Annotated in this window: 15 protein-coding genes; 2 read left to right on the top strand and 13 right to left on the bottom strand. The window is 63.6% G+C overall.

The features are described 5' to 3' along the window. Nucleotides 1-56: 56 nt before the first annotated feature. The 5 genes from ACK4FK_RS16460 to ACK4FK_RS16440 all read right to left on the bottom strand — a co-directional run bounded on the left by ACK4FK_RS16460 (nt 57) and on the right by ACK4FK_RS16440 (nt 6,022). On the bottom strand, nt 57-1,901 hold the full coding sequence (locus ACK4FK_RS16460; protein ID WP_409746260.1) for a hypothetical protein: 1,845 nt from the start codon (nt 1,899-1,901) through the stop codon (nt 57-59). Between the two features lie 183 nt (nt 1,902-2,084). Then, a complete protein-coding gene (gene rimO, locus ACK4FK_RS16455) occupies nt 2,085-3,431 on the bottom strand; it encodes a 30S ribosomal protein S12 methylthiotransferase RimO (protein WP_409746259.1) in 1,347 nt (448 codons plus the stop codon). A gap of 48 nt (nt 3,432-3,479) precedes the next feature. Further along, the gene (locus ACK4FK_RS16450; RefSeq protein ID WP_409746258.1) at nt 3,480-3,977 is read right to left on the bottom strand and encodes a transcription termination/antitermination protein NusG; all 498 of its coding nucleotides are present in this window, start codon (nt 3,975-3,977) and stop codon (nt 3,480-3,482) included. Next, entirely contained in the window at nt 3,974-4,633 is a 660-nt protein-coding gene (locus ACK4FK_RS16445) for a MarR family transcriptional regulator (RefSeq protein WP_409746257.1), read from the bottom strand. Before ACK4FK_RS16445 ends, ACK4FK_RS16450 begins: the two co-directional genes overlap by 4 nt. 69 nt (nt 4,634-4,702) lie before the next feature. Then, nucleotides 4,703-6,022 (bottom strand): amidase, encoded by a 1,320-nt coding sequence (locus ACK4FK_RS16440; protein ID WP_409746256.1) that lies wholly within the window; start codon nt 6,020-6,022, stop codon nt 4,703-4,705. Between the two features lie 108 nt (nt 6,023-6,130). On the opposite strand from ACK4FK_RS16440, the gene ACK4FK_RS16435 reads away from it, so the two are divergent. Together ACK4FK_RS16435 and ACK4FK_RS16430 are read left to right on the top strand one after the other, a co-directional pair. Then, nucleotides 6,131-7,885: a glucan ABC transporter ATP-binding protein/ permease gene (locus ACK4FK_RS16435; RefSeq protein ID WP_409746255.1), complete on the top strand. Its 1,755-nt coding sequence runs from the start codon at nt 6,131-6,133 to the stop codon at nt 7,883-7,885. Nucleotide 7,886: 1 nt separating this feature from the next. Further along, entirely contained in the window at nt 7,887-8,321 is a 435-nt protein-coding gene (locus ACK4FK_RS16430) for a hypothetical protein (RefSeq protein ID WP_409746254.1), read from the top strand. A 6-nt stretch (nt 8,322-8,327) separates the two neighbouring features. Here ACK4FK_RS16430 and ACK4FK_RS16425 read toward each other — a convergent pair whose 3' ends face one another. From ACK4FK_RS16425 to ACK4FK_RS16390, 8 genes are all read right to left on the bottom strand, one after another. Beyond that, nucleotides 8,328-8,693: a hypothetical protein gene (locus ACK4FK_RS16425; protein WP_409746253.1), complete on the bottom strand. Its 366-nt coding sequence runs from the start codon at nt 8,691-8,693 to the stop codon at nt 8,328-8,330. A 102-nt stretch (nt 8,694-8,795) separates the two neighbouring features. After that, nucleotides 8,796-10,481: a urocanate hydratase gene (hutU, locus tag ACK4FK_RS16420; RefSeq protein ID WP_409746252.1), complete on the bottom strand. Its 1,686-nt coding sequence runs from the start codon at nt 10,479-10,481 to the stop codon at nt 8,796-8,798. 12 nt (nt 10,482-10,493) lie between these two features. Continuing rightward, nucleotides 10,494-11,258: a histidine utilization repressor gene (gene hutC, locus ACK4FK_RS16415; protein ID WP_409746251.1), complete on the bottom strand. Its 765-nt coding sequence runs from the start codon at nt 11,256-11,258 to the stop codon at nt 10,494-10,496. Between the two features lie 70 nt (nt 11,259-11,328). Next, entirely contained in the window at nt 11,329-12,717 is a 1,389-nt protein-coding gene (locus ACK4FK_RS16410) for an amidase (RefSeq protein ID WP_409746250.1), read from the bottom strand. Between the two features lie 40 nt (nt 12,718-12,757). Continuing rightward, entirely contained in the window at nt 12,758-14,050 is a 1,293-nt protein-coding gene (locus ACK4FK_RS16405) for a M20 family metallopeptidase (RefSeq protein ID WP_409746249.1), read from the bottom strand. Nucleotides 14,051-14,086: 36 nt separating this feature from the next. Beyond that, nucleotides 14,087-15,721, bottom strand: coding sequence for an ABC transporter ATP-binding protein (locus ACK4FK_RS16400; RefSeq protein WP_409746248.1), 1,635 nt, complete (start codon nt 15,719-15,721; stop codon nt 14,087-14,089). Nucleotides 15,722-15,723: 2 nt separating this feature from the next. Next, the gene (locus tag ACK4FK_RS16395) at nt 15,724-16,566 is read right to left on the bottom strand and encodes an ABC transporter permease (RefSeq protein ID WP_409746247.1); all 843 of its coding nucleotides are present in this window, start codon (nt 16,564-16,566) and stop codon (nt 15,724-15,726) included. 2 nt (nt 16,567-16,568) lie between these two features. Then, the gene (locus tag ACK4FK_RS16390) at nt 16,569-17,510 is read right to left on the bottom strand and encodes an ABC transporter permease (RefSeq protein WP_409746246.1); all 942 of its coding nucleotides are present in this window, start codon (nt 17,508-17,510) and stop codon (nt 16,569-16,571) included. Nucleotides 17,511-17,544: the final 34 nt, after the last annotated feature.

Below are 17,544 nucleotides of genomic sequence, written 5' to 3'. Positions count from 1 at the left end.
AAGCGGTCCCCGCAGAACGGGGACCGCTTTTTCGCTGCCTGCTGCCGGGCGCAGCTCTAGAAATAGATCATATCGATCGCCTGCAGGATCTTGTACTTCAGGCTATCCGGGCTGTCCCATTGTTCGAGCGTGACGTCACCGGACCGGAACTCGCGGAAGAAGCGGCGATTCTTCAGGTGGTTCATGACGGCGTCGAGATTGGGAGCCGGTTTGAAGGCCCAGTCGGAACGCGCCTGCAGCCTGTTCAGGTTTGCGCCGGGTGCCGGAGCCTGCGGCGGCGCCTCGCCCAGTTTCGGCGAGCCATCGGCTTCGGTGAACCGCGGCGCGCGCGGCGTGATCAGGATCAGGATCGAGTTGTTGATGTCGGTCGTTGTCTTGTTGGAAAAGGCATATTGTATGATCGGCAGGTCCTGCAGGATGGGCACGCCGGACCTGGAAACTGCGGTTTCCTTTTCGCTCAGGCCGGACAGAACCAGGGTCTGTTCGAATTCCATCACCACATTGGCAGTGACCGTTGTCTTGGTGGTCTGGGCAAAATTGTTGAAGGCCGCTTCCGAGGCGCGGCTTTCAATGGAGGCGCGCGCTGCGGTCACATCAAGCTGAATCCTGTCCGCCGCGACGAAACTGGGGGTCAGTTCCAGCCGGATGCCGATCGGCACATCGGTCACGTCGCCGCTAACGCCGGCAGCGGCGCTGGACGAAAGTTCCACATGCCAGACCGCTCCGTGGAAAAACTCCGATTTCTTGCCTTCCGTGGCAACCAGGGTCGGCCGTGCCAGCACCTCGCTGAGATTACCCGTATCGTTGAAGATGTTCAGGTTGTAGGTGACGGCCGGCACGGTCAGGGCGTGGGAGCGGGTCCAGTTTCTGTCCTTTCCGGCAGTGTTATTGTTGAAATTGTAAGTGACGATGTTGCCCTGATACTGCAGCTGCAGGCCATCGAGGAGGTTGAAGCCGCGGCGGCTGGTGGCCAGTTCCTGGGTGCGGATGATCACCACATCGGCCTGCACCATGCGCGGTGTCTTGCCGGGCTTGGCCGCGGATGACGAGGAGTCCGATGTGCCAGAGCCAGAGTAGCTGCTGTCGCCGGACTGGGATGGGCTGACGCCTTCGGTCGTGTTGTCGGTGCCCAGGATGTCGGCCTGTGCCAGTTGCGGCAGCCGGTCATGCAGGCGCCGCCATTCGCTCAGGCGCTGCTGCAGGCGCTGGCGACGATAGGCGCTGCCATCGTCGAGGCTGGCCAACCGGCTGAGCGAGTTTTCGGCTTCCTGGAATTCGCCGACGGCACCGAATACGACCACGGCATTGCGCAGGGTGGTGGCATCGGGCTGCTCGTTGTCGACCAGGCGTTTCATCGCGGCTGTGGCCGTACGCAGATCCTGCAACTGATAGGATGCCGCGGTCAGCGCAGTCAGGATTTCCCGATTGTCAGGCTGGAAAGAGGCGGCATAGGCGAAGGAATCCTGCGCTTCGGCAAAGGCTTGCAGGCGATACTCGACCAGGCCCTTCTGGTAGGCGGCCCAGGCGTTGGCGGGGTCGAATTTCAGCGACTGCTCATAGCCGATCTTGGCGAATTCCAGACGGCTGGTGTCGCCATCCGCAGCCATCAGGTGATAGGTCAGAGCGTTGAGGAAATGCAGGCCGGCATTGGTCGGATCGTATTTAAGGGCGCGGTTGAAGGCACGGGAGGCGTCAGTCAGCTTGCGGGCTTCCAGAGCCTGGATGCCTTGTTCGATATCGGGGGCGTTCAGCGTCTTGTCGCGCTTGCCGCGAACCTCGGCGAGATAGGCGGTCGGTTCTGGTAGAGGGATCGGGGCCGGGCCGGCCGTTTCGGTTGAGGCGCAGCCCGCCAATGCCAAGGCCAGTGCGGCGGCCAGAGATTTGTTCCAGCGTCGATCCATTGGAGTCCCCGAGTTTTGTTTTTTGCTTTACGGATCTGACCGGCGTGCAACCGTTCAGAACAAATTCCATAGTTGCATGAAATATAATTATTATTACCCGCAAATTAACGCGGGAAATTCTTAAAAATACTTAACTGGACGATTTGGGGTATTTGGCGCTGCCGGGAATGAAATATTAACGATTTACAGCCGCCGTCCGCTCAGATCGTAAGGTCCGGCCTTTTCGATCTTCACCTTGATCATGTCGCCCGGCTGCAGGTTGGCGGCATTCTTTACCCTCACGATGCCGTCTATCTCCGGGGCGTCCGCGAAGCTGCGGGCGATAGCCGTGGTCCGCTTCACCTCATCAACCAGCACATCCATGGTCCGGCCGACAAACCGTTTCAGCCGCTTCGCGCTGATCTTCTGCTGGTGCGCCATGAAGCGTTCCCAGCGGTCCTGCTTCACCTCGTCCGGCACATGGCCGGGCAAATCATTGGCGCTGGCCCCCTCGACATTCTCATATTTGAAGCAGCCGACACGGTCGAGCTCGGCCTCATCGAGCCAGTCCAGCAGGAATTCGAAATCGGATTCCGTTTCGCCGGGGAAGCCGACGATGAAGGTCGAGCGGATCGCCAGATCGGGGCAGATTTCGCGCCAGGCCCTGATGCGCGCCAGCACTTTTTCCTGATTGCCGGGGCGACGCATGCTTTTCAGCACGCGCGGCTCGGCATGCTGGAAGGGGATGTCGAGATAGGGAAGAATCTTGCCGTCCGCCATCAGCGGGATGATCTCGTCGACATGCGGATAGGGATAGACGTAATGCAGGCGCACCCAGGCGCCCAGGCTGCCCATGGCATCGGCAAGTTCGGTCAGCCGGGCCTTAACTTTGCGTTCGCGCCACTGACTTTCTGCATGCTTCAGGTCGACACCATAGGCGGAAGTATCCTGCGAGATGACCAGCAGCTCCTTCACGCCGGCCTTGACCAGTCGCTCTGCTTCGAACAGCACATCGTTGGCCTGGCGGCTTTTCAGCTTGCCACGCATGGACGGGATGATGCAGAAGCTGCAGCTATGATTGCAGCCCTCCGATATCTTCAGGTAGGCGTAGTGCCGTGGTGTCAGCTTGATGCCCTGAGGCGGCACCAGATCGACGAAGGGATCATGGGCCGGCGGTGCGGCATCATGCACCGCCTCGACCACGGCTTCATACTGCTGCGGGCCTGTCACGGCGAGCACATCGGGGAAAAGCCCGCGGATCTTGTCGGCTTCCACGCCCATGCAGCCGGTGACGATAACACGGCCATTCTCCCGCATGGCCTCGCCGATGGCTTCGAGCGATTCCTGTTTGGCGCTGTCGAGGAAACCGCAGGTGTTGACCAGAACCACGTCGGCAGCATCGTAGGAACCCGATATGACATAGCCCTCGGAACGCAGCTTCGTGATGATGCGTTCGGAGTCGACAAGGGCCTTGGGGCAGCCGAGGCTGACGATGCCGATCTTGGCCGGTTCGGCGGCCAAAACGGGTTTTGTGGGGGCGGTTTTAGTCATGGCGCGGGCTTATACGCCCGAACGGGCTGGCTGGCTAGGAGGAACTGGTCAGGCGGCTTCCACCTGCCGAAGCGGCATTTTGGTCCGCACCAGGCGCCCGAGCAGCGAAATCAGCAGAATCGCCCGATTTCCGTCGACCGCTTCCTCGAACATCGCCTCGGTATCCGCCATCGGCCCTTCGACGATCCGCAGGGTCTGGCCGCGCCGGAAGCCAGGAGGATTCAAGCGGATATAACCCCGTTCATCCTCGCGGGAACGGATTTCGGCAATCACCGGATCGGGCACCGGGATCGGTCTGTCGCCGCCCATGACTAGGCCCACCACGCCCCGCGTACCGTTCACTGAACGCCAGCGCTGCGTTTCGGTATCGATGCCGACAAAAAGATAGCGTGGGAACAGCGGGGCATCGACGATGCCGGTGCGCCCGGCATGGCGTCGCATCTTCTGATAGACCGGCAGGTAAACGCCGAAATTCTGGTTCGCCAACTCACGCGCCGCCAGCATTTCCTTGCCGGGCTGGGTGTAGACCGCATACCACTTCATCATGCTGCGTCTTCCCGTTTCCGGTCTGATTGCAGGCTGACATGCAGCAACCGCGGCACGATCAGGCGATCAGGGCCCAGTATGGAGACGAACTGATCATAGACGCGCTGCGGTGCGAGGCTGTCGGCTATCACAACGACTTCGGCGCCCGTTGCTATAGCCGCGTTGAGGTCGCCGACCACCGGGCGGCCATGGAAACGTTCGGTATTGCGGCCAGGGGCAATGATGGCCGCTACGGTGATGCCGGCGGACGAAGCCGACAGCAGGGCGATTTCGGCCAGCTCGCCATTGCCGGCAATGGCCACCTTCGTCATGCCGCGCGCGAGAACCGCTTGGAAAGCGTCTTCGTACTGGCTGCGGGCCTGCCGAAAAAAATTCAGGGATACCGTCAGATATTCCGCGACTAGGCGGCTCTTTTCGGCGAAACCCTTTGGCGTGAGGTAATAGGCATATCGGCGGGCTGGCGCGGCCTGTATCTTGATCAGGCCCTTTGATACGCAGCGGCGCAGCAGGGCATTGGCCAGACCCAGGGCCATTCCCAACTGGCTGGCCAGAGTCCGCTGGGTATGCTTCTCCGAGCCATCAACGGCAGCCAGTAACGTCACCAGGGTGGCGGCGTCGGAGCCAATCTCGCCAGTTTTGTCCGCCTTGTTGTTCATGGCGTGAACGATAGAGCCTGCGACCGGCTGGGTCAAACAGAATATCTTATTGATTCATAATATGTTTCTCTAGGCTAACAAACCCTCGACAGCGGCTGCGATTCGCAGCAGCCGGTGATCCTGACCATTCCGGGCCATCAGCATCAGTCCGATGGGTAGGGTGCCGGCGCGCAGTCCGGCAGGCAGGGGTAGGGAAATAGCGCAGAGATCGAAGAAATTTCCCACCGAGGTATTTCGCAGCAGCAGCATGTTGGCGGCCGTGAAGGCCTCTTCACTGGCGGCGAGATCGGCGATTTTCGGCGCCCGGATCGGTGTGGTCGGCAGGATCAGGGCATCCAGATCGGCCAGTGCGGCATCCATGGCCCGGATCAGTTCGGCCCGGCGCCGCTGCATAAAAATGTAGTCAGCCGCCGGGATTGTCCGCCCGCGCTCGATCCGGCCCCGCACGATGGGATCGAACTCGCCGGGCCGGTTATCCAGGGCAGCCCGGTGCACGAAAAATGCCTCGGTGGCGGCGAAGCCGCCTTTCGCATTCACCGCTTGCATCTCTGCCAGCAGCGGCAGGGGATGGTCGGCGAGCGCCGCTCCAGCCTTGCCCAGCCGATCCAATGCCCCCTCGAAGGCCTGGGCCACCTCGGTTTCCATGCCCTCCAGCAGCGGACCGCGTGGGATGCCCAGCCGTAGCCCGGCCAGCGGCATAGGGGCGAGCGGGCGCGGCGCCTCGCCGGCCATCACCGCATCGGCCAGGGCGCAGTCGGCCACGCTGCTGGTCATGGGGGCGATGCTGTCGAGCGCGAAGGAGAGCGGGAAGGCGCCGACGGTGGGCACCCGGTACTGGCTCGGCTTGAGCCCGACGATGCCGCACATCGCCGCCGGGATGCGGGTGGAGCCGCCGGTATCCGAGCCGATGGTGATCTCGGCCATGCCGTCGGCGACCGAGACGGCACCGCCCGAGCTGGAACCGCCCGGAATCCGGCTGCGGTCGGCCGGATTGCCGGGCGTGCCGTAATGCGGATTGATGCCCACACCGGAGAAGGCGAATTCCGTCATGTTGGTCTTGCCGATAATCACCGCGCCAGCCTGACGCAGCCGGGCTATCGCCGGCGCCATGGCCGTGGCCGGGGCGGCATCGCGCAGCAACTTCGACCCTGCCGTGGTTGGCTCGCCAGGCATGTCGAACAGGTCCTTTACCGAAACGATGCGCCCATCCAGGGGCCCCAGAGGCAGGCCCTGGCGGGCGCGGGCGTCGGCAGCCTCGGCCTCGGCGCGCGCGCGGTCGGCATAAAGCCGCGTATAGACCCGGCTGCCTTCGCCGCTCGGATCCGTGGCTTTCGCCAGGCAGGCTTCCAGTCGCTCGCGGGCGGTTGGGGACTTGGGCGAAACGGTCATGGGACTCTCCGGCCGGGCTGTATGGAACGGGAACAGGCCGCACTATCGCCGATCCTGTCCTGACGGCAAGCCCTAGCGGCCCGCTTGGCCGCGCTTCATACTCCCAGCATGGATTTCGTTCGAATCTATGCCCGTGTCCTGGCGCTGCTGAAGCCCGAGCGGCCGCTCGCCATCGTGCTGGCGGTAGCCAATATCGGCCTAGCCGGAGTCGGCTTTATCGAACCGATTCTGTTCGGCCGCATCATCGACGTGCTGTCGAATTCCGCCAACCTCTCGCCGGACGAAAGCTGGGCCAAAACCATCGATCTGCTGCTGATCTGGTGCGCGGCCGGCATCGGCGGCATCGTCGCTGGCATCATGGTCGCCCTGCATGCCGACCGCCTGGCGCATCGCCGCCGCCTAGCCGCCATGGCCCTGTATTTCGAGCATGTGCTGAGCCTGCCGGCCGCTTTCCACAGCGGCACACACTCGGGCACATTGCTGAAGATCATGCTGAATGGTGCCGACAACCTGTTCGGCCTATGGCTCGCCTTCTTTCGCGAGCACCTTTCCACTTTCGTGGCCGTGCTCGCATTGCTGCCGCTGTCGCTGTACCTCAACTGGCGGCTCGGCCTGCTGCTGATTGGTCTGATCGTGATCTTTGCCCTGGTCAGCGCCATCGTAGTGGCGAAAACTGAGAAGGCGCAGGGTCAGGTCGAGGCTTATCATTCCGAGCTGGCCGCGCGTGCGGGCGACGCGCTGGGCAATGTGGTACTGGTGCAGAGTTTCGTGCGTCTGGCGCTGGAGGCGCGCGATCTGGCCACCGTCATGGAGCGCTTGCTGAAAGCGCAGTTCCCGGTGCTCAATCTCTGGGCGCTGATGACCGTGCTCAGCCGGATGGCCTCCACCATCACCATAATCGCCATCTTCGTACTGGGAAGCTGGCTGCATCTGCATGGCGAAACCACGGTTGGCGAAATCGTCAGCTTCATGGGTTTCGCCACCATGCTGATCGGCCGGCTGGAGGCAGCCATGGGTTTCGTCAGCCGCATGTTCTTCCAGATGCACAGCCTGGGCGAATTCTTCCAGGTCCTCGATACCGAAGCCGCCGTGCGCGACCGGCCTGGGGCGCGCGATGCGGGCACGCTGAAGGGCGATGTGACGTTTGAGAATGTCACCCTGTCCTACGACACCGCGCGGCTGGCCGTCACCGATCTCAGTTTCGAGGTACCGGCCGGCAGGACGGTGGCGCTGGTCGGTCCGACCGGATCGGGCAAGACGTCGTCGATGGCTCTGCTCAGCCGCTTGTGGGACCCGCAATCGGGCCGCATCCTGATCGACGGTGTCGATATCCGCGATTACACGCTGGAAAGTCTGCGCCGCAACATCGGCGTGGTATTCCAAGACAGCGCGGTGTTCCACCGCTCGATCGCCGACAACATTCGCATCGGCCGGCCGGAAGCCAGCGACGCCGAGGTTGAGCAGGCCGCGAAGCTGGCTGAGGCGCATGACTTCATCATGCGTCAGCCGAAAGGCTATGCCACGATGGTGGGCGAGCGGGGCGTGAATTTAAGCGGCGGCGAGCGCCAGCGCCTGGCGATCGCCCGCGCCTTGCTCAAGAATCCGCCGGTGCTGATTCTCGATGAGGCGACCTCGGCCCTCGATGCCGCCACCGAAGCCCGCATCCAGAAGGCCCTGGATGCCCTGATGCGAAACCGCACCACCTTCATCATCGCCCATCGGCTGGCCACCGTGCGCCAGGCCGATCTGATTCTGGTGCTGCAGCAGGGACGCATCATCGAACGCGGCAGCTTCGACGAGCTGGTACGGCAGGGTGGATTGTTCGCCGAACTGGTACGCACCCAGTTCCAGGGCGCTCATTGATATGGCGGGCATGCATTACCGAATCATCCTGGTCGGTTTGCTCTGTTTTCTGACGTCCATGCCCGCCTTCGCCATGGATCTGGCAGGTTCATGGTATGGCGAGCGTAAGCTCGGCGGCGGGATGTTCGTGCAATGGCTGTCAAACCGTCGTCCGGACGGTTTCTTCGACATCGAGTTTCGTTACTTCAAGGATTGCAGGCCTGATCGCATCGAACGGCAGGTCGGCCGCTGGACCGCAGGGGGCAATATCCTGGCCACGCATGTCTATATGACCGACGGCGCACGCGTCGACATTCGGCATCGATATCTGATCGAGAAGCTGGAAAACGAGGTCCTGCATTACCGACATGTGCAGACGGGAACGCCGTTTACGGCCCGTCGATTGCCGGCGGGATCGGACTGGCCCGGCTGTGTAGCGGAAGACATCGTGTCGTGATGTTGGCTAACGCCATACACGGCGGACGCGGTCGCCTTCCGGCTGTTCGGTAGGCGCTGCCGGTGCGGCCGGTTTGGGAGCGGCTTCGCGCACGGCCTGCCGTTCCTCCCACGCCTTGCGCAGTTTCTCATGACCTTCGATGCTCTGCACGGTCAGTTCGCACTCGTTGGCGATGCTGGCCAGTACCAGGCGGTCGATCTTGGCGTAGTTCTTCATCTTTGCCATTACGCAGTCTTCCCGGGTTGGCGTGACGCCAGGCACGTAATAGCGATCATCGCTGCGGCCGCCGGGGCGGATCATCCAGCCGATCGTTCCCAGAACAAGCACGACGGCAACCGCCGAGGCAACCTTGACCAGGCGGCGGGGGGTCATCTGCTGAAGAGAAAGTTGTGGCAAGGCATCCGGTCTCCGCGTCGAGACACAGCATAGACCGGAATGCCGCCCCTGCGGCAGGGCGATTCTGAATGACGGTCGTTATTTTGCCAGGAAGGGCAGGTTCAGTCCCTGTTCCCGGGCGCACGCTACCGCGATGTCGTAGCCGGCATCGGCATGGCGCATCACGCCGGTGGCAGGATCGTTCCACAGCACGCGCTCCAGTCGCCGTGCCGCTGCCGGAGTGCCATCGGCCACAATCACCACGCCCGCGTGCTGAGAGAACCCCATGCCGACGCCGCCGCCGTGATGCAGGGAAACCCATGTCGCCCCCGACGCGGTGTTGAGAAGGGCATTCAGCAGCGGCCAGTCCGATACGGCATCCGAACCGTCCTTCATGGCCTCGGTCTCGCGGTTCGGGCTGGCCACCGAACCGGAATCGAGATGGTCGCGCCCGATCACGATCGGGCCTTTCAATTCGCCTTTTGCCACCATTTCGTTGAAAGCAAGGCCGAGGCGATGGCGCTGACCCAGGCCGACCCAGCAGATACGTGCCGGCAGGCCCTGGAACTTGATCCGCTGGCGCGCCATGTCGAGCCAGGTATGCAGATGCGGATCGTCGGGGATCAACTCCTTCACCTTGGCATCGGTCTTGTAGATGTCTTCCGGATCGCCGGAGAGGGCTACCCAGCGGAACGGGCCGATGCCTTTGCAGAAGAGCGGGCGGATATAGGCCGGCACGAATCCGGGGAAGTCAAAGGCTTCCGCCACGCCCACTTCCTTGGCCATCTGGCGGATGTTGTTGCCGTAATCGAAGGTGGGAATGCCCATCTTCTGGAAGGCCAGCATGGCGCGGACATGCTCGGCCATCGAGGCCTTCGCAGCCGCCACCACGGCCTGCGGATCGTGTTCCTTGGCCTTCTCCCATTTATCCAGCGTCCAGCCGGCGGGCAGGTAACCGTTCAGCGGATCATGGGCGCTGGTCTGGTCGGTGACCGCGTCAGGGCGGATACCGCGCTTGACCATCGCGGGTAGAATTTCGGCGGCATTGCCCAGCAGGCCGATCGAGACAGCCCGTCCGTCCTTCTTCGCGTCGTCCAGCATGGCCAGCGCCTCATCCAGGCTGCCGGCCTGCATGTCGAGATAGCCGGTGCGCAGACGCATTTCGATGCGCGAGGGCTGGCATTCGATGGCGATCATCGAGGCGCCGGCCATGGTGGCAGCCAGGGCCTGTGCGCCGCCCATGCCACCCAGCCCCGCGGTGAGAATCCAGCGGCCCTTCAGGCTGCCGCCGTAATGCTGGCGGCCCATCTCGACAAAGGTTTCGTAAGTGCCCTGCACGATGCCCTGGCTGCCGATATAGATCCACGAGCCGGCGGTCATCTGGCCGTACATCATCAGACCCTGGCGGTCGAGTTCGTTGAAATGTTCCCAGTTGGCCCAGGCGGGTACCAGGTTGGAATTGGCGATCAACACGCGCGGCGCGTCCTCGTGGGTGCGGAACACACCCACCGGCTTGCCCGACTGCACCAGCAGCGTTTCGTCGGGTTGCAGCGCGGTCAGGGCCTTCTGGATCTGGTCGAAGCTCTGCCAGTTACGGGCAGCGCGGCCGATCCCGCCATAGACCACCAGCTCTTCCGGCTTCTCGGCCACATCGGGATCGAGGTTGTTGCGCATCATCCGGTAGGCTGCCTCGATCTGCCAGTTGCTGGTATGCAGGTCGCTGCCCTGCGGGCTGCGGATGACGCGGGAATTGTCGCGGCGGGAGGCAAGCGGCGTGGCGGTCATGGAACCCTCTGCTTACAAATAGGTGCGCTTCGACGTGCCGTCGGCGCGATAGGAAAAGCGGGTGGCGAAACGATGGGCATGGCCGGGATACCACAGCGTCGCGGCAGACACGATCTGGGCACCTGACCAGGTGCGGCGGCGCAGGCGCAGGCAAGGCTCGTTCGCCGCCATCTTCAGCAGTTTGCGGATACGCGCATCGGGCATGGCGGCCTCGACGATATGTTCGACCTCCGTTGCCGGCGCCACGCGCATCAGGAACTCGTTCGGGGTCACCGCTTCAAAATCGGCATCCAGATAGCCGGGTGCGGTCTGCGGATTGACGAAGCGGTCCTCCACCTGCAGGGGGATGCCGTCGGCCATATGCACCAGCAAGGAATGATAGACGCCAGCGCCGGAGGATAGACCAAGCTCGCGGGCGGTCTCAGGCGTGGCCTTTTCCGCCTTCAACAGTTCGACGCGAGCTGCGTGCCGCTGACCGCGTTCGCGGATTTCCTCGGCAATGTTGCGCAGTTCCACCAGATTGAAGATCGGCCGCTTCTCGGCCACGAAGGTGCCGGTGCCCTGCACGCGCACCAGAAGACCTTCATGGGTCAGTTCGCGCAGGGCCCGGTTCACGGTCATGCGGCTGACTTTCAGTTGCCGCACCAGCGTGCTTTCCGATGGCACCTGGTCGCCGGCGCGCCAGTCACCCGCTTCCAGATGGCGGACGATGAATTCCTTCACCCGGCGATAGCGCGGGGTTGGCCCGTTCTGCGCGTCTGCTCTGGCCCCGGACATGCGGTTTCCTGCCCTCGGATCGATCTCCGCGGCAGTATAGGTTCAATTGTATATACAAGTCCAGCCGGGCTTACGGCTCCGGCCAGGGCCGCAAGGCCGGCCGCATCTGCTCATAGATGCGGGACAGGCGCAGCACGCCGGCATCGTCGAAGCGGCGGCCGACGATCTGCAGGCCGATCGGCAGGCCCTCGGCGTCATAGCCGGCGCAGATGGAGGATGCCGGCTGTTCCGACTGGTTGAACGGCGCGGTGAAGCGGATGTGCTCCGACTTGAACTGCGGATCGTTGCCCGGTGCGGCTTCCTCGGCATCGTAGGCGGTAATCGGCGAGGTCGGTGTCAACACATAATCGTAGGGCAGGGTGGCGGCAATTGTGGCCTCGCGCAGGCTGAACACCTGACCGAGCGCCCGCATGACATCCACGGCAGTGTAGCCGGCAGCGGCCCGGCACCAGGTGGCGATGTAGGGCAGCACCCTAGCCTGGCGCTCGGGCGGCATCGCGGCGAAATCGGCATAGGCCCGCGACTGGAAAAAAGTGTTGAGTCCGTCGGCCATCGCCTGGGTCATGAAGGGTTTTACCGGCTCGATGATGGCGCCGGCTGCCTCGAACAGCCTGGCCGCCCGCTGCACGGCATCCTTCACGGCCGGTTGCACCGGGATGCCGAGGCCGGCATCGAGCAGAAGGCCGATCTTCAGGCCCTTCACCTCGCCGTCGAGCAGCTTGGGGTAATCCAAGTCTTCATAGGGCAGCGACATGTAGTCGCGGCCGTCCGGCCGCGTCAGGTGGTTCATCAACAGGGCGCTGTCCATCACCGTCCGGGTCATCGGACCGGTGACGCGCCCGAGATAGGGGGGATGGATCGGAATGCGGCCGAGGCTGGGCTTGAGCGCGAAAATGCCGTTATAGGCAGCCGGCAGCCGCACCGAGCCGCCGATATCGGTGCCGAGGGCCAGCGGGCCGTAGCCGGCGGCAATCGCAGCGCCGGCGCCCGATGACGAGCCGGCGGTGTTGCGCTTCAGGTTCCAGGGATTGCGCGTGGTGCCATGCAGGCTGGATACGCCCGAGGCCAGCATGCCGAAATCGGGCATCGTGGTCTTGCCCAGGATCACGCATCCGGCCTCACGAACCCGCGCGGCCGGCGGCGCATCGACCGCGCTGGGGGCGAGGATCGCGGCGGCCGTACCGACCGGCGTGGGCACGCCCTTGCTGGCAATATTCTCCTTCAGGGTGATCGGCACGCCGTCCAGCGGACTCAGCGCCGCGCCTTTCCGCCAGCGCTGTTCCGAGGCCCTGGCCTGGGCCAGGGCGCCGGCCTCATCGATGATGTACATGGCATTGATTTTCGGTTCCCACAGCGCAATGCGCTTCAGCGCCGCCCTGGTGGCTTCCACCGGCGAGAGGCGGCCGGTACGGTAGCCCATCCACAGGTCGTGCGCGGTCAGGTCATGCAGATCGGTCATGGTGCTCTCCGGCGAGAGAACAGGCGGGTGCTTTCTGTCTTTACAGGCGGTTGAGGCCGCACCAGCGGGCGGTGAACAGCGCCAGCACGGTGGCAACCTGCATCATGCTGTTGATCGACACCCATTCGTCGATACCGTGAATGTTTTCGGCACGGGGGCCGTAACAGGTGGCGGGTGTATTGCCATAGAGGTTGAAGAAGCGGGCATCGGTGGTGCCGGTGAAGGCGGTGTAATCCGCTGTCTGTCCGGTCACGTCGCGCACACAGTCGTTCAAGGTCGTGATCACGGGCTGGTTCATGTCCAGTTCGAAGCCCTCGGCCTGGAAGCCTTCGTAGATCACCCGATAGGTCAGGCTGTTGCTCATCGGGTGCCGGCGGTAGGCGTCGGCGAACAACGCTTCAACCTCCGCCCGCACTTCGGCCGGGCTCTTGCCGGGGTAGAAACCGAGGCGGATATCGGCGCGCGCCGCGGTCGGCACCGAGGAGGCCCATTCGCCGCCCTGGATTTTCCCGAGGTTGAAATTTACCGGATGTTCGTGCCTGTGATAGCAGGCATGGCGATGTTCAGCCGCGTTCCAGCGGTGTTCGAGCTTCTTGAGTTCGCCGAACATGTAGGCGGCGAAGTCGATGGCGCCGACCCCGGTATGCGCCACCGAGGCATGCACCGGCTTGCCCGAAACCTCAAGCGCCAGCCACATTACGCCCATCTGCGCCTGCAGGATGCCCGGCGTCGGCTCAGGGATGATGGCGGCATCGGCGGTGTAACCCTGCACCAGGCAGGCCAGGGCACCATTGCCGGTGCATTCCTCTTCCACCACCGACTGCAGGATCACCTTTGCCGCTGGCTCAAGTCCCAGCCGTTGCAGCGCCTTCAGCGCCATGACGTAGGCGACGATGCCGGCCTTCATGTCGCCGGCGCCGCGGCCGTAAAGTCGGTCGTCCTTGATCCAGGGGTCGAAAGGCGGCTGCGACCAAAGGTTCTCCGCCCCCACCGGCACGACGTCGATATGGCCGTTGAAGATCAGCGAACGGCCGTGTGTGCCGCGCTGCGGTTCATGGATGCCGACAATGTTATGGCGACCGTCATAGGAAACGATGGAGGGTGAATAGCCCGGGTGATCCCTGATCTTCGCCTCATCGATGGCGAATTCGTCGACCCGAAGGCCCATTCCGGCGAAGACCTCGCGCATGCGGTCCTGCGCGCTGCGCTCCTGTCCCAGCAGGGAGGGCTCGCGGACGAGATCGCAAAGCAGGCTGACGGCATCGTCGCGCAAGGCGGCGACAGCGGCCTCGATCTGCGTCTGGCTTGCAGGTGCGTCCAGGGTTGCCGACATCGCGTTCCTCCTTCCGCCCCGCCAGTGCCGACAGGTTCAGGTGGCGGCGGCCTCCAGCCAGTGCCGCCCCGGCAGGGCGGCAAAAAGCTGCTGCGTGTATTCGTGCTGCGGGCTGGCGAACAGCTTCGCCGTCTCGGCAAATTCCACCACCTTGCCCTGCTGCATCACCGCGATGCGGTCGCATAGCCGGGCGGCCACGCGCAGATCATGGGTGATGAACAGGATGGCGATGCCGAACTGGTCGCGGATGCTTTCCAGCAGATCGAGCACCTGGGCCTGCACCGAAACGTCGAGTGCGGAGACGGCCTCGTCGGCGACCAGGATTTCCGGCTCCATGGCCAGCGCGCGGGCGATGGCAATGCGCTGGCGCTGGCCGCCAGAGAACTGATGCGGATAGCGGTCGAGCGCGGCGCCGTCCAGCCCGACCGTCTGCATCAGGCTGCGGGCACGCTCCAGAGCCTGTTCGCGCGAAATCCCGTAATTCAGCGGCCCTTCGATGATCGACTGGCCGACGGTGCGGCGCGGGTTGAGTGAACGGTAGGGGTCCTGGAAAACCACCTGGATGCGGCGACGGAAGGGATGCAGGCCGCGTTCCTTCAGTCCGGCAATATCCTTGCCATCCAGCATGATGCTGCCGCCGCTCGGTTCGATCAGGCGGGCGATGCATCGCGCGGCCGTCGATTTGCCCGAGCCGGATTCGCCCACAATGCCCAGCGTCTGGCCCTTGTGCAGGTCCAGCGTCACGCCAGCCACGGCATGCACCACGCGGGTGCCTTTGAACATGCTGGCCGTGACATAGGTCTTGGTGAGGTTCTCGGCATGCAGCAGAGGGGCGCCGGAGATCGGCGTAGCCTGTCGCGGGGTAAGTCGCGGCACCGCCCTGATCAGCATTTTGGTGTAATCATGCTGGGGATTATAGAGCACATCCTGTGCCCGTCCGCTTTCGACCACCTCACCATAGCGCATCACCACCACGCGGTCGGCGATATCGGCCACCACGCCGAAATCGTGGGTGATGAACAGCACTCCGGTGCCGCGTTTCTGCTGCAATTCGCGCAGCAGGGTCAGGATCTGGGCCTGGGTGGTGACGTCCAGTGCCGTGGTCGGTTCGTCGGCAATCAGCAGGGCGGGTTCCAGCGCCAGTGCCATGGCAATCATCACGCGCTGGCGCTGACCACCCGAAAGCTGGTGCGGATAGGCCTGGATCAGGCGCTTGGGGTCGGGCAGGTGCACGTCGCCGAAAAGCTGTTCGACACGTTCCTCCACGCTCAGGCCGCGGCCCTGGCTGTTGGAGTCCCAGCCATGGGCGCGCATCAGCTCGGCGACCTGCTCGCCTACCCGATGCACGGGGTTGAGGGCGGTCATCGGTTCCTGGAAGATCATCGACATGCGGCTGCCGCGCAGACTGCGCAGACGCGCCTTGCTGGCTTGCCGCAGGTCCTCGCCTTCCAGCCGCACTTCGCCATTCACGATGGGCAGGCTGCCCAGGCCCATCACCGTGCTGGCGGTGACCGATTTGCCGGAGCCGGATTCGCCCACCAGGCAGACGATTTCACCCGGCATCACATCGAAGCTGACATTCTGCACGGCCAGGCTGCGATCGCCGCCCTTGGGCAGGGCAACCGACAGGTTCTTGACGCTGAGGACCGGGGCGCTCTTGGTCTCGGACATGCTCAGGCCCCCAGCCGTTTCTTCATGCGAGGATCGAGCGTGTCGCGCAGGCCGTCGCCCAGGATGTTGACCGCCAGGATGGTGACGGCGAGGAAGCCGCCTGGAAACAGGATGATCCACGGGGCGCGCTGGAACACGGCGCGACCCTCGGCGATGATGTTGCCCCAGGTCGGGATTTCCGGCGGGAGGCCGGCGCCGAGGAAGCTCAGGATCGCCTCCACCAGGATGGCCGAGGCGGAAATATATGTGCCCTGCACGATTAACGGTGCGATGGTATTGGGCAGGATATGCATGATCAGGATCTTGAAGGTCGGCGTGCCCAGGCCAACGGCGGCCTCGACATAGGGCTCCTCGCGGATCGAAAGCACCACGCCGCGTACCAGGCGGGCCACACGCGGGATTTCCGGAATGACGATCGCGACGATCACCGTCAACAGGGAAGCGCCTGAGAGCGAAACCAGCGCAATGGCCAGCAGGATACCGGGAATTGCCATTACGCCATCCATCGTGCGCATCATCGGGCCGTCCAGCCAGCGGATATAGCCGGCGACCAGGCCGATCGTAAGGCCGATCGATATGGCGATGGTGGAAACGCAGGCGCTGACCAGCAGGGAAATCTGGGCGCCATGCACCACGCGGGTCCACACATCGCGGCCCAGCATGTCGGTCCCCATCAGGAAATCGTCCGACGGCGGCCTGAGCCGGAAGCGCGGCGCGATCTGGCCGGGATCGAACTGGGTGAGCAGCGGTGCGAGCAGGGCGATCGCCAGCAGAAGGAGCAGGATGCCGCCACCGATCAATACGGAAGGATTGCGGAAGGCCGCATGACGGAAGACTTGCCGCATGGTCAGTATCGAATCCTGGGGTCGAGCAGCACATAGGCGATGTCGATCGCCAGGTTGATCAGGACATACACGCCGGAAAATACCAGGATCACGCCCTGTATGATCGGATAGTCCCTGCCCAGCACAGCGTCCACCACCAGGCGGCCGATGCCGGGGATGTTAAACACGGTTTCGGTGATCACCACGCCGCCGATCAGCAGGGCGAAGCCGATGCCGATCACCGAAACGATCGGGATCGCGGCATTGCGCAGGGCATGCTTGACCAGCACCACATGCTCCTTCAGGCCCTTGGCATGGGCCGTGCGGATGTAGTCCTCGTTCAGGACCTCCAGCATCGCGGCGCGCGTGATGCGGGCGAACAGGGCGATGTAGATGAAACTGAGCGTGAAGGTGGGCAGGGCGATCCGCTCCAGGAAGGCTGGCAGGCCTTCGCTGATGGAGGCGAAACCTTGGGCGGGGAACAGGTCGAGCTTCATCGAGAAGAAGAAGACCACAAGATAACCGAGCACGAAGACCGGAATCGAAAAGCCGGCCACCGAGAGGGCCATGATGCCGCGGTCGAACCAGCTGCCGTGCTTCCAGGCCGCCAATATCCCCATCGGCACGGCAACCATGATGGCAAAGAACAGCGTGGTCAGCGCCAGCGACATGGTCGGCTCGACGCGCTGCCCGATCATCATCGTCACAGGCTGTTTAGAGAGCACCGATTTGCCCAGGTCGCCCTGCAGCAACTGCCCGATCCAGGTGACGAACTGCTCCAGGATCGGCCGGTCCAGGCCAAGATCCGCCCGGATCGCGGCGATGGTCTCGGGCGTGGCGGTGTCGCCGGCCAGAATCGCTGCGGGATCGCCCGGGCTCAGGCGCAGCAGCAGGAAAACGAAAATGGCCACCACCCCCATGACGGGGATGGCGGCCAGCAGACGCGAAAGAATGAGACGCAGCATGGAAATATTTTACGCAACGATCATGCCAGATGCG

The organism is Ferrovibrio sp., assembly GCF_046297895.1.
Lineage (GTDB): Bacteria > Pseudomonadota > Alphaproteobacteria > Ferrovibrionales > Ferrovibrionaceae > Ferrovibrio.
The sequence above is the reverse complement of the archived record's forward strand: the minus strand, read 5'-3'. Positions and strand labels throughout refer to the sequence as shown.

Bases quoted from the DNA above. Each gene is read 5' to 3' on its own strand.
- rimO (WP_409746259.1), bottom strand. From the start codon at position 3,431: ATGACTAAAACCGCCCCCACAAAACCCGTTTTGGCCGCCGAACCGGCC.
- ACK4FK_RS16435 (WP_409746255.1), top strand. From the start codon at position 6,131: ATGGATTTCGTTCGAATCTATGCCCGTGTCCTGGCGCTGCTGAAGCCC.
- ACK4FK_RS16450 (WP_409746258.1), bottom strand. From the start codon at position 3,977: ATGATGAAGTGGTATGCGGTCTACACCCAGCCCGGCAAGGAAATGCTG.
- hutU (WP_409746252.1), bottom strand. From the start codon at position 10,481: ATGACCGCCACGCCGCTTGCCTCCCGCCGCGACAATTCCCGCGTCATC.
- ACK4FK_RS16425 (WP_409746253.1), bottom strand. From the start codon at position 8,693: ATGACCCCCCGCCGCCTGGTCAAGGTTGCCTCGGCGGTTGCCGTCGTG.
- ACK4FK_RS16390 (WP_409746246.1), bottom strand. From the start codon at position 17,510: ATGCTGCGTCTCATTCTTTCGCGTCTGCTGGCCGCCATCCCCGTCATG.
- ACK4FK_RS16445 (WP_409746257.1), bottom strand. From the start codon at position 4,633: ATGAACAACAAGGCGGACAAAACTGGCGAGATTGGCTCCGACGCCGCC.
- ACK4FK_RS16395 (WP_409746247.1), bottom strand. From the start codon at position 16,566: ATGCGGCAAGTCTTCCGTCATGCGGCCTTCCGCAATCCTTCCGTATTG.
- ACK4FK_RS16440 (WP_409746256.1), bottom strand. From the start codon at position 6,022: ATGACCGTTTCGCCCAAGTCCCCAACCGCCCGCGAGCGACTGGAAGCC.
- ACK4FK_RS16410 (WP_409746250.1), bottom strand. From the start codon at position 12,717: ATGACCGATCTGCATGACCTGACCGCGCACGACCTGTGGATGGGCTAC.
- hutC (WP_409746251.1), bottom strand. From the start codon at position 11,258: ATGTCCGGGGCCAGAGCAGACGCGCAGAACGGGCCAACCCCGCGCTAT.
- ACK4FK_RS16405 (WP_409746249.1), bottom strand. From the start codon at position 14,050: ATGTCGGCAACCCTGGACGCACCTGCAAGCCAGACGCAGATCGAGGCC.
- ACK4FK_RS16400 (WP_409746248.1), bottom strand. From the start codon at position 15,721: ATGTCCGAGACCAAGAGCGCCCCGGTCCTCAGCGTCAAGAACCTGTCG.
- ACK4FK_RS16460 (WP_409746260.1), bottom strand. From the start codon at position 1,901: ATGGATCGACGCTGGAACAAATCTCTGGCCGCCGCACTGGCCTTGGCA.
- ACK4FK_RS16430 (WP_409746254.1), top strand. From the start codon at position 7,887: ATGGCGGGCATGCATTACCGAATCATCCTGGTCGGTTTGCTCTGTTTT.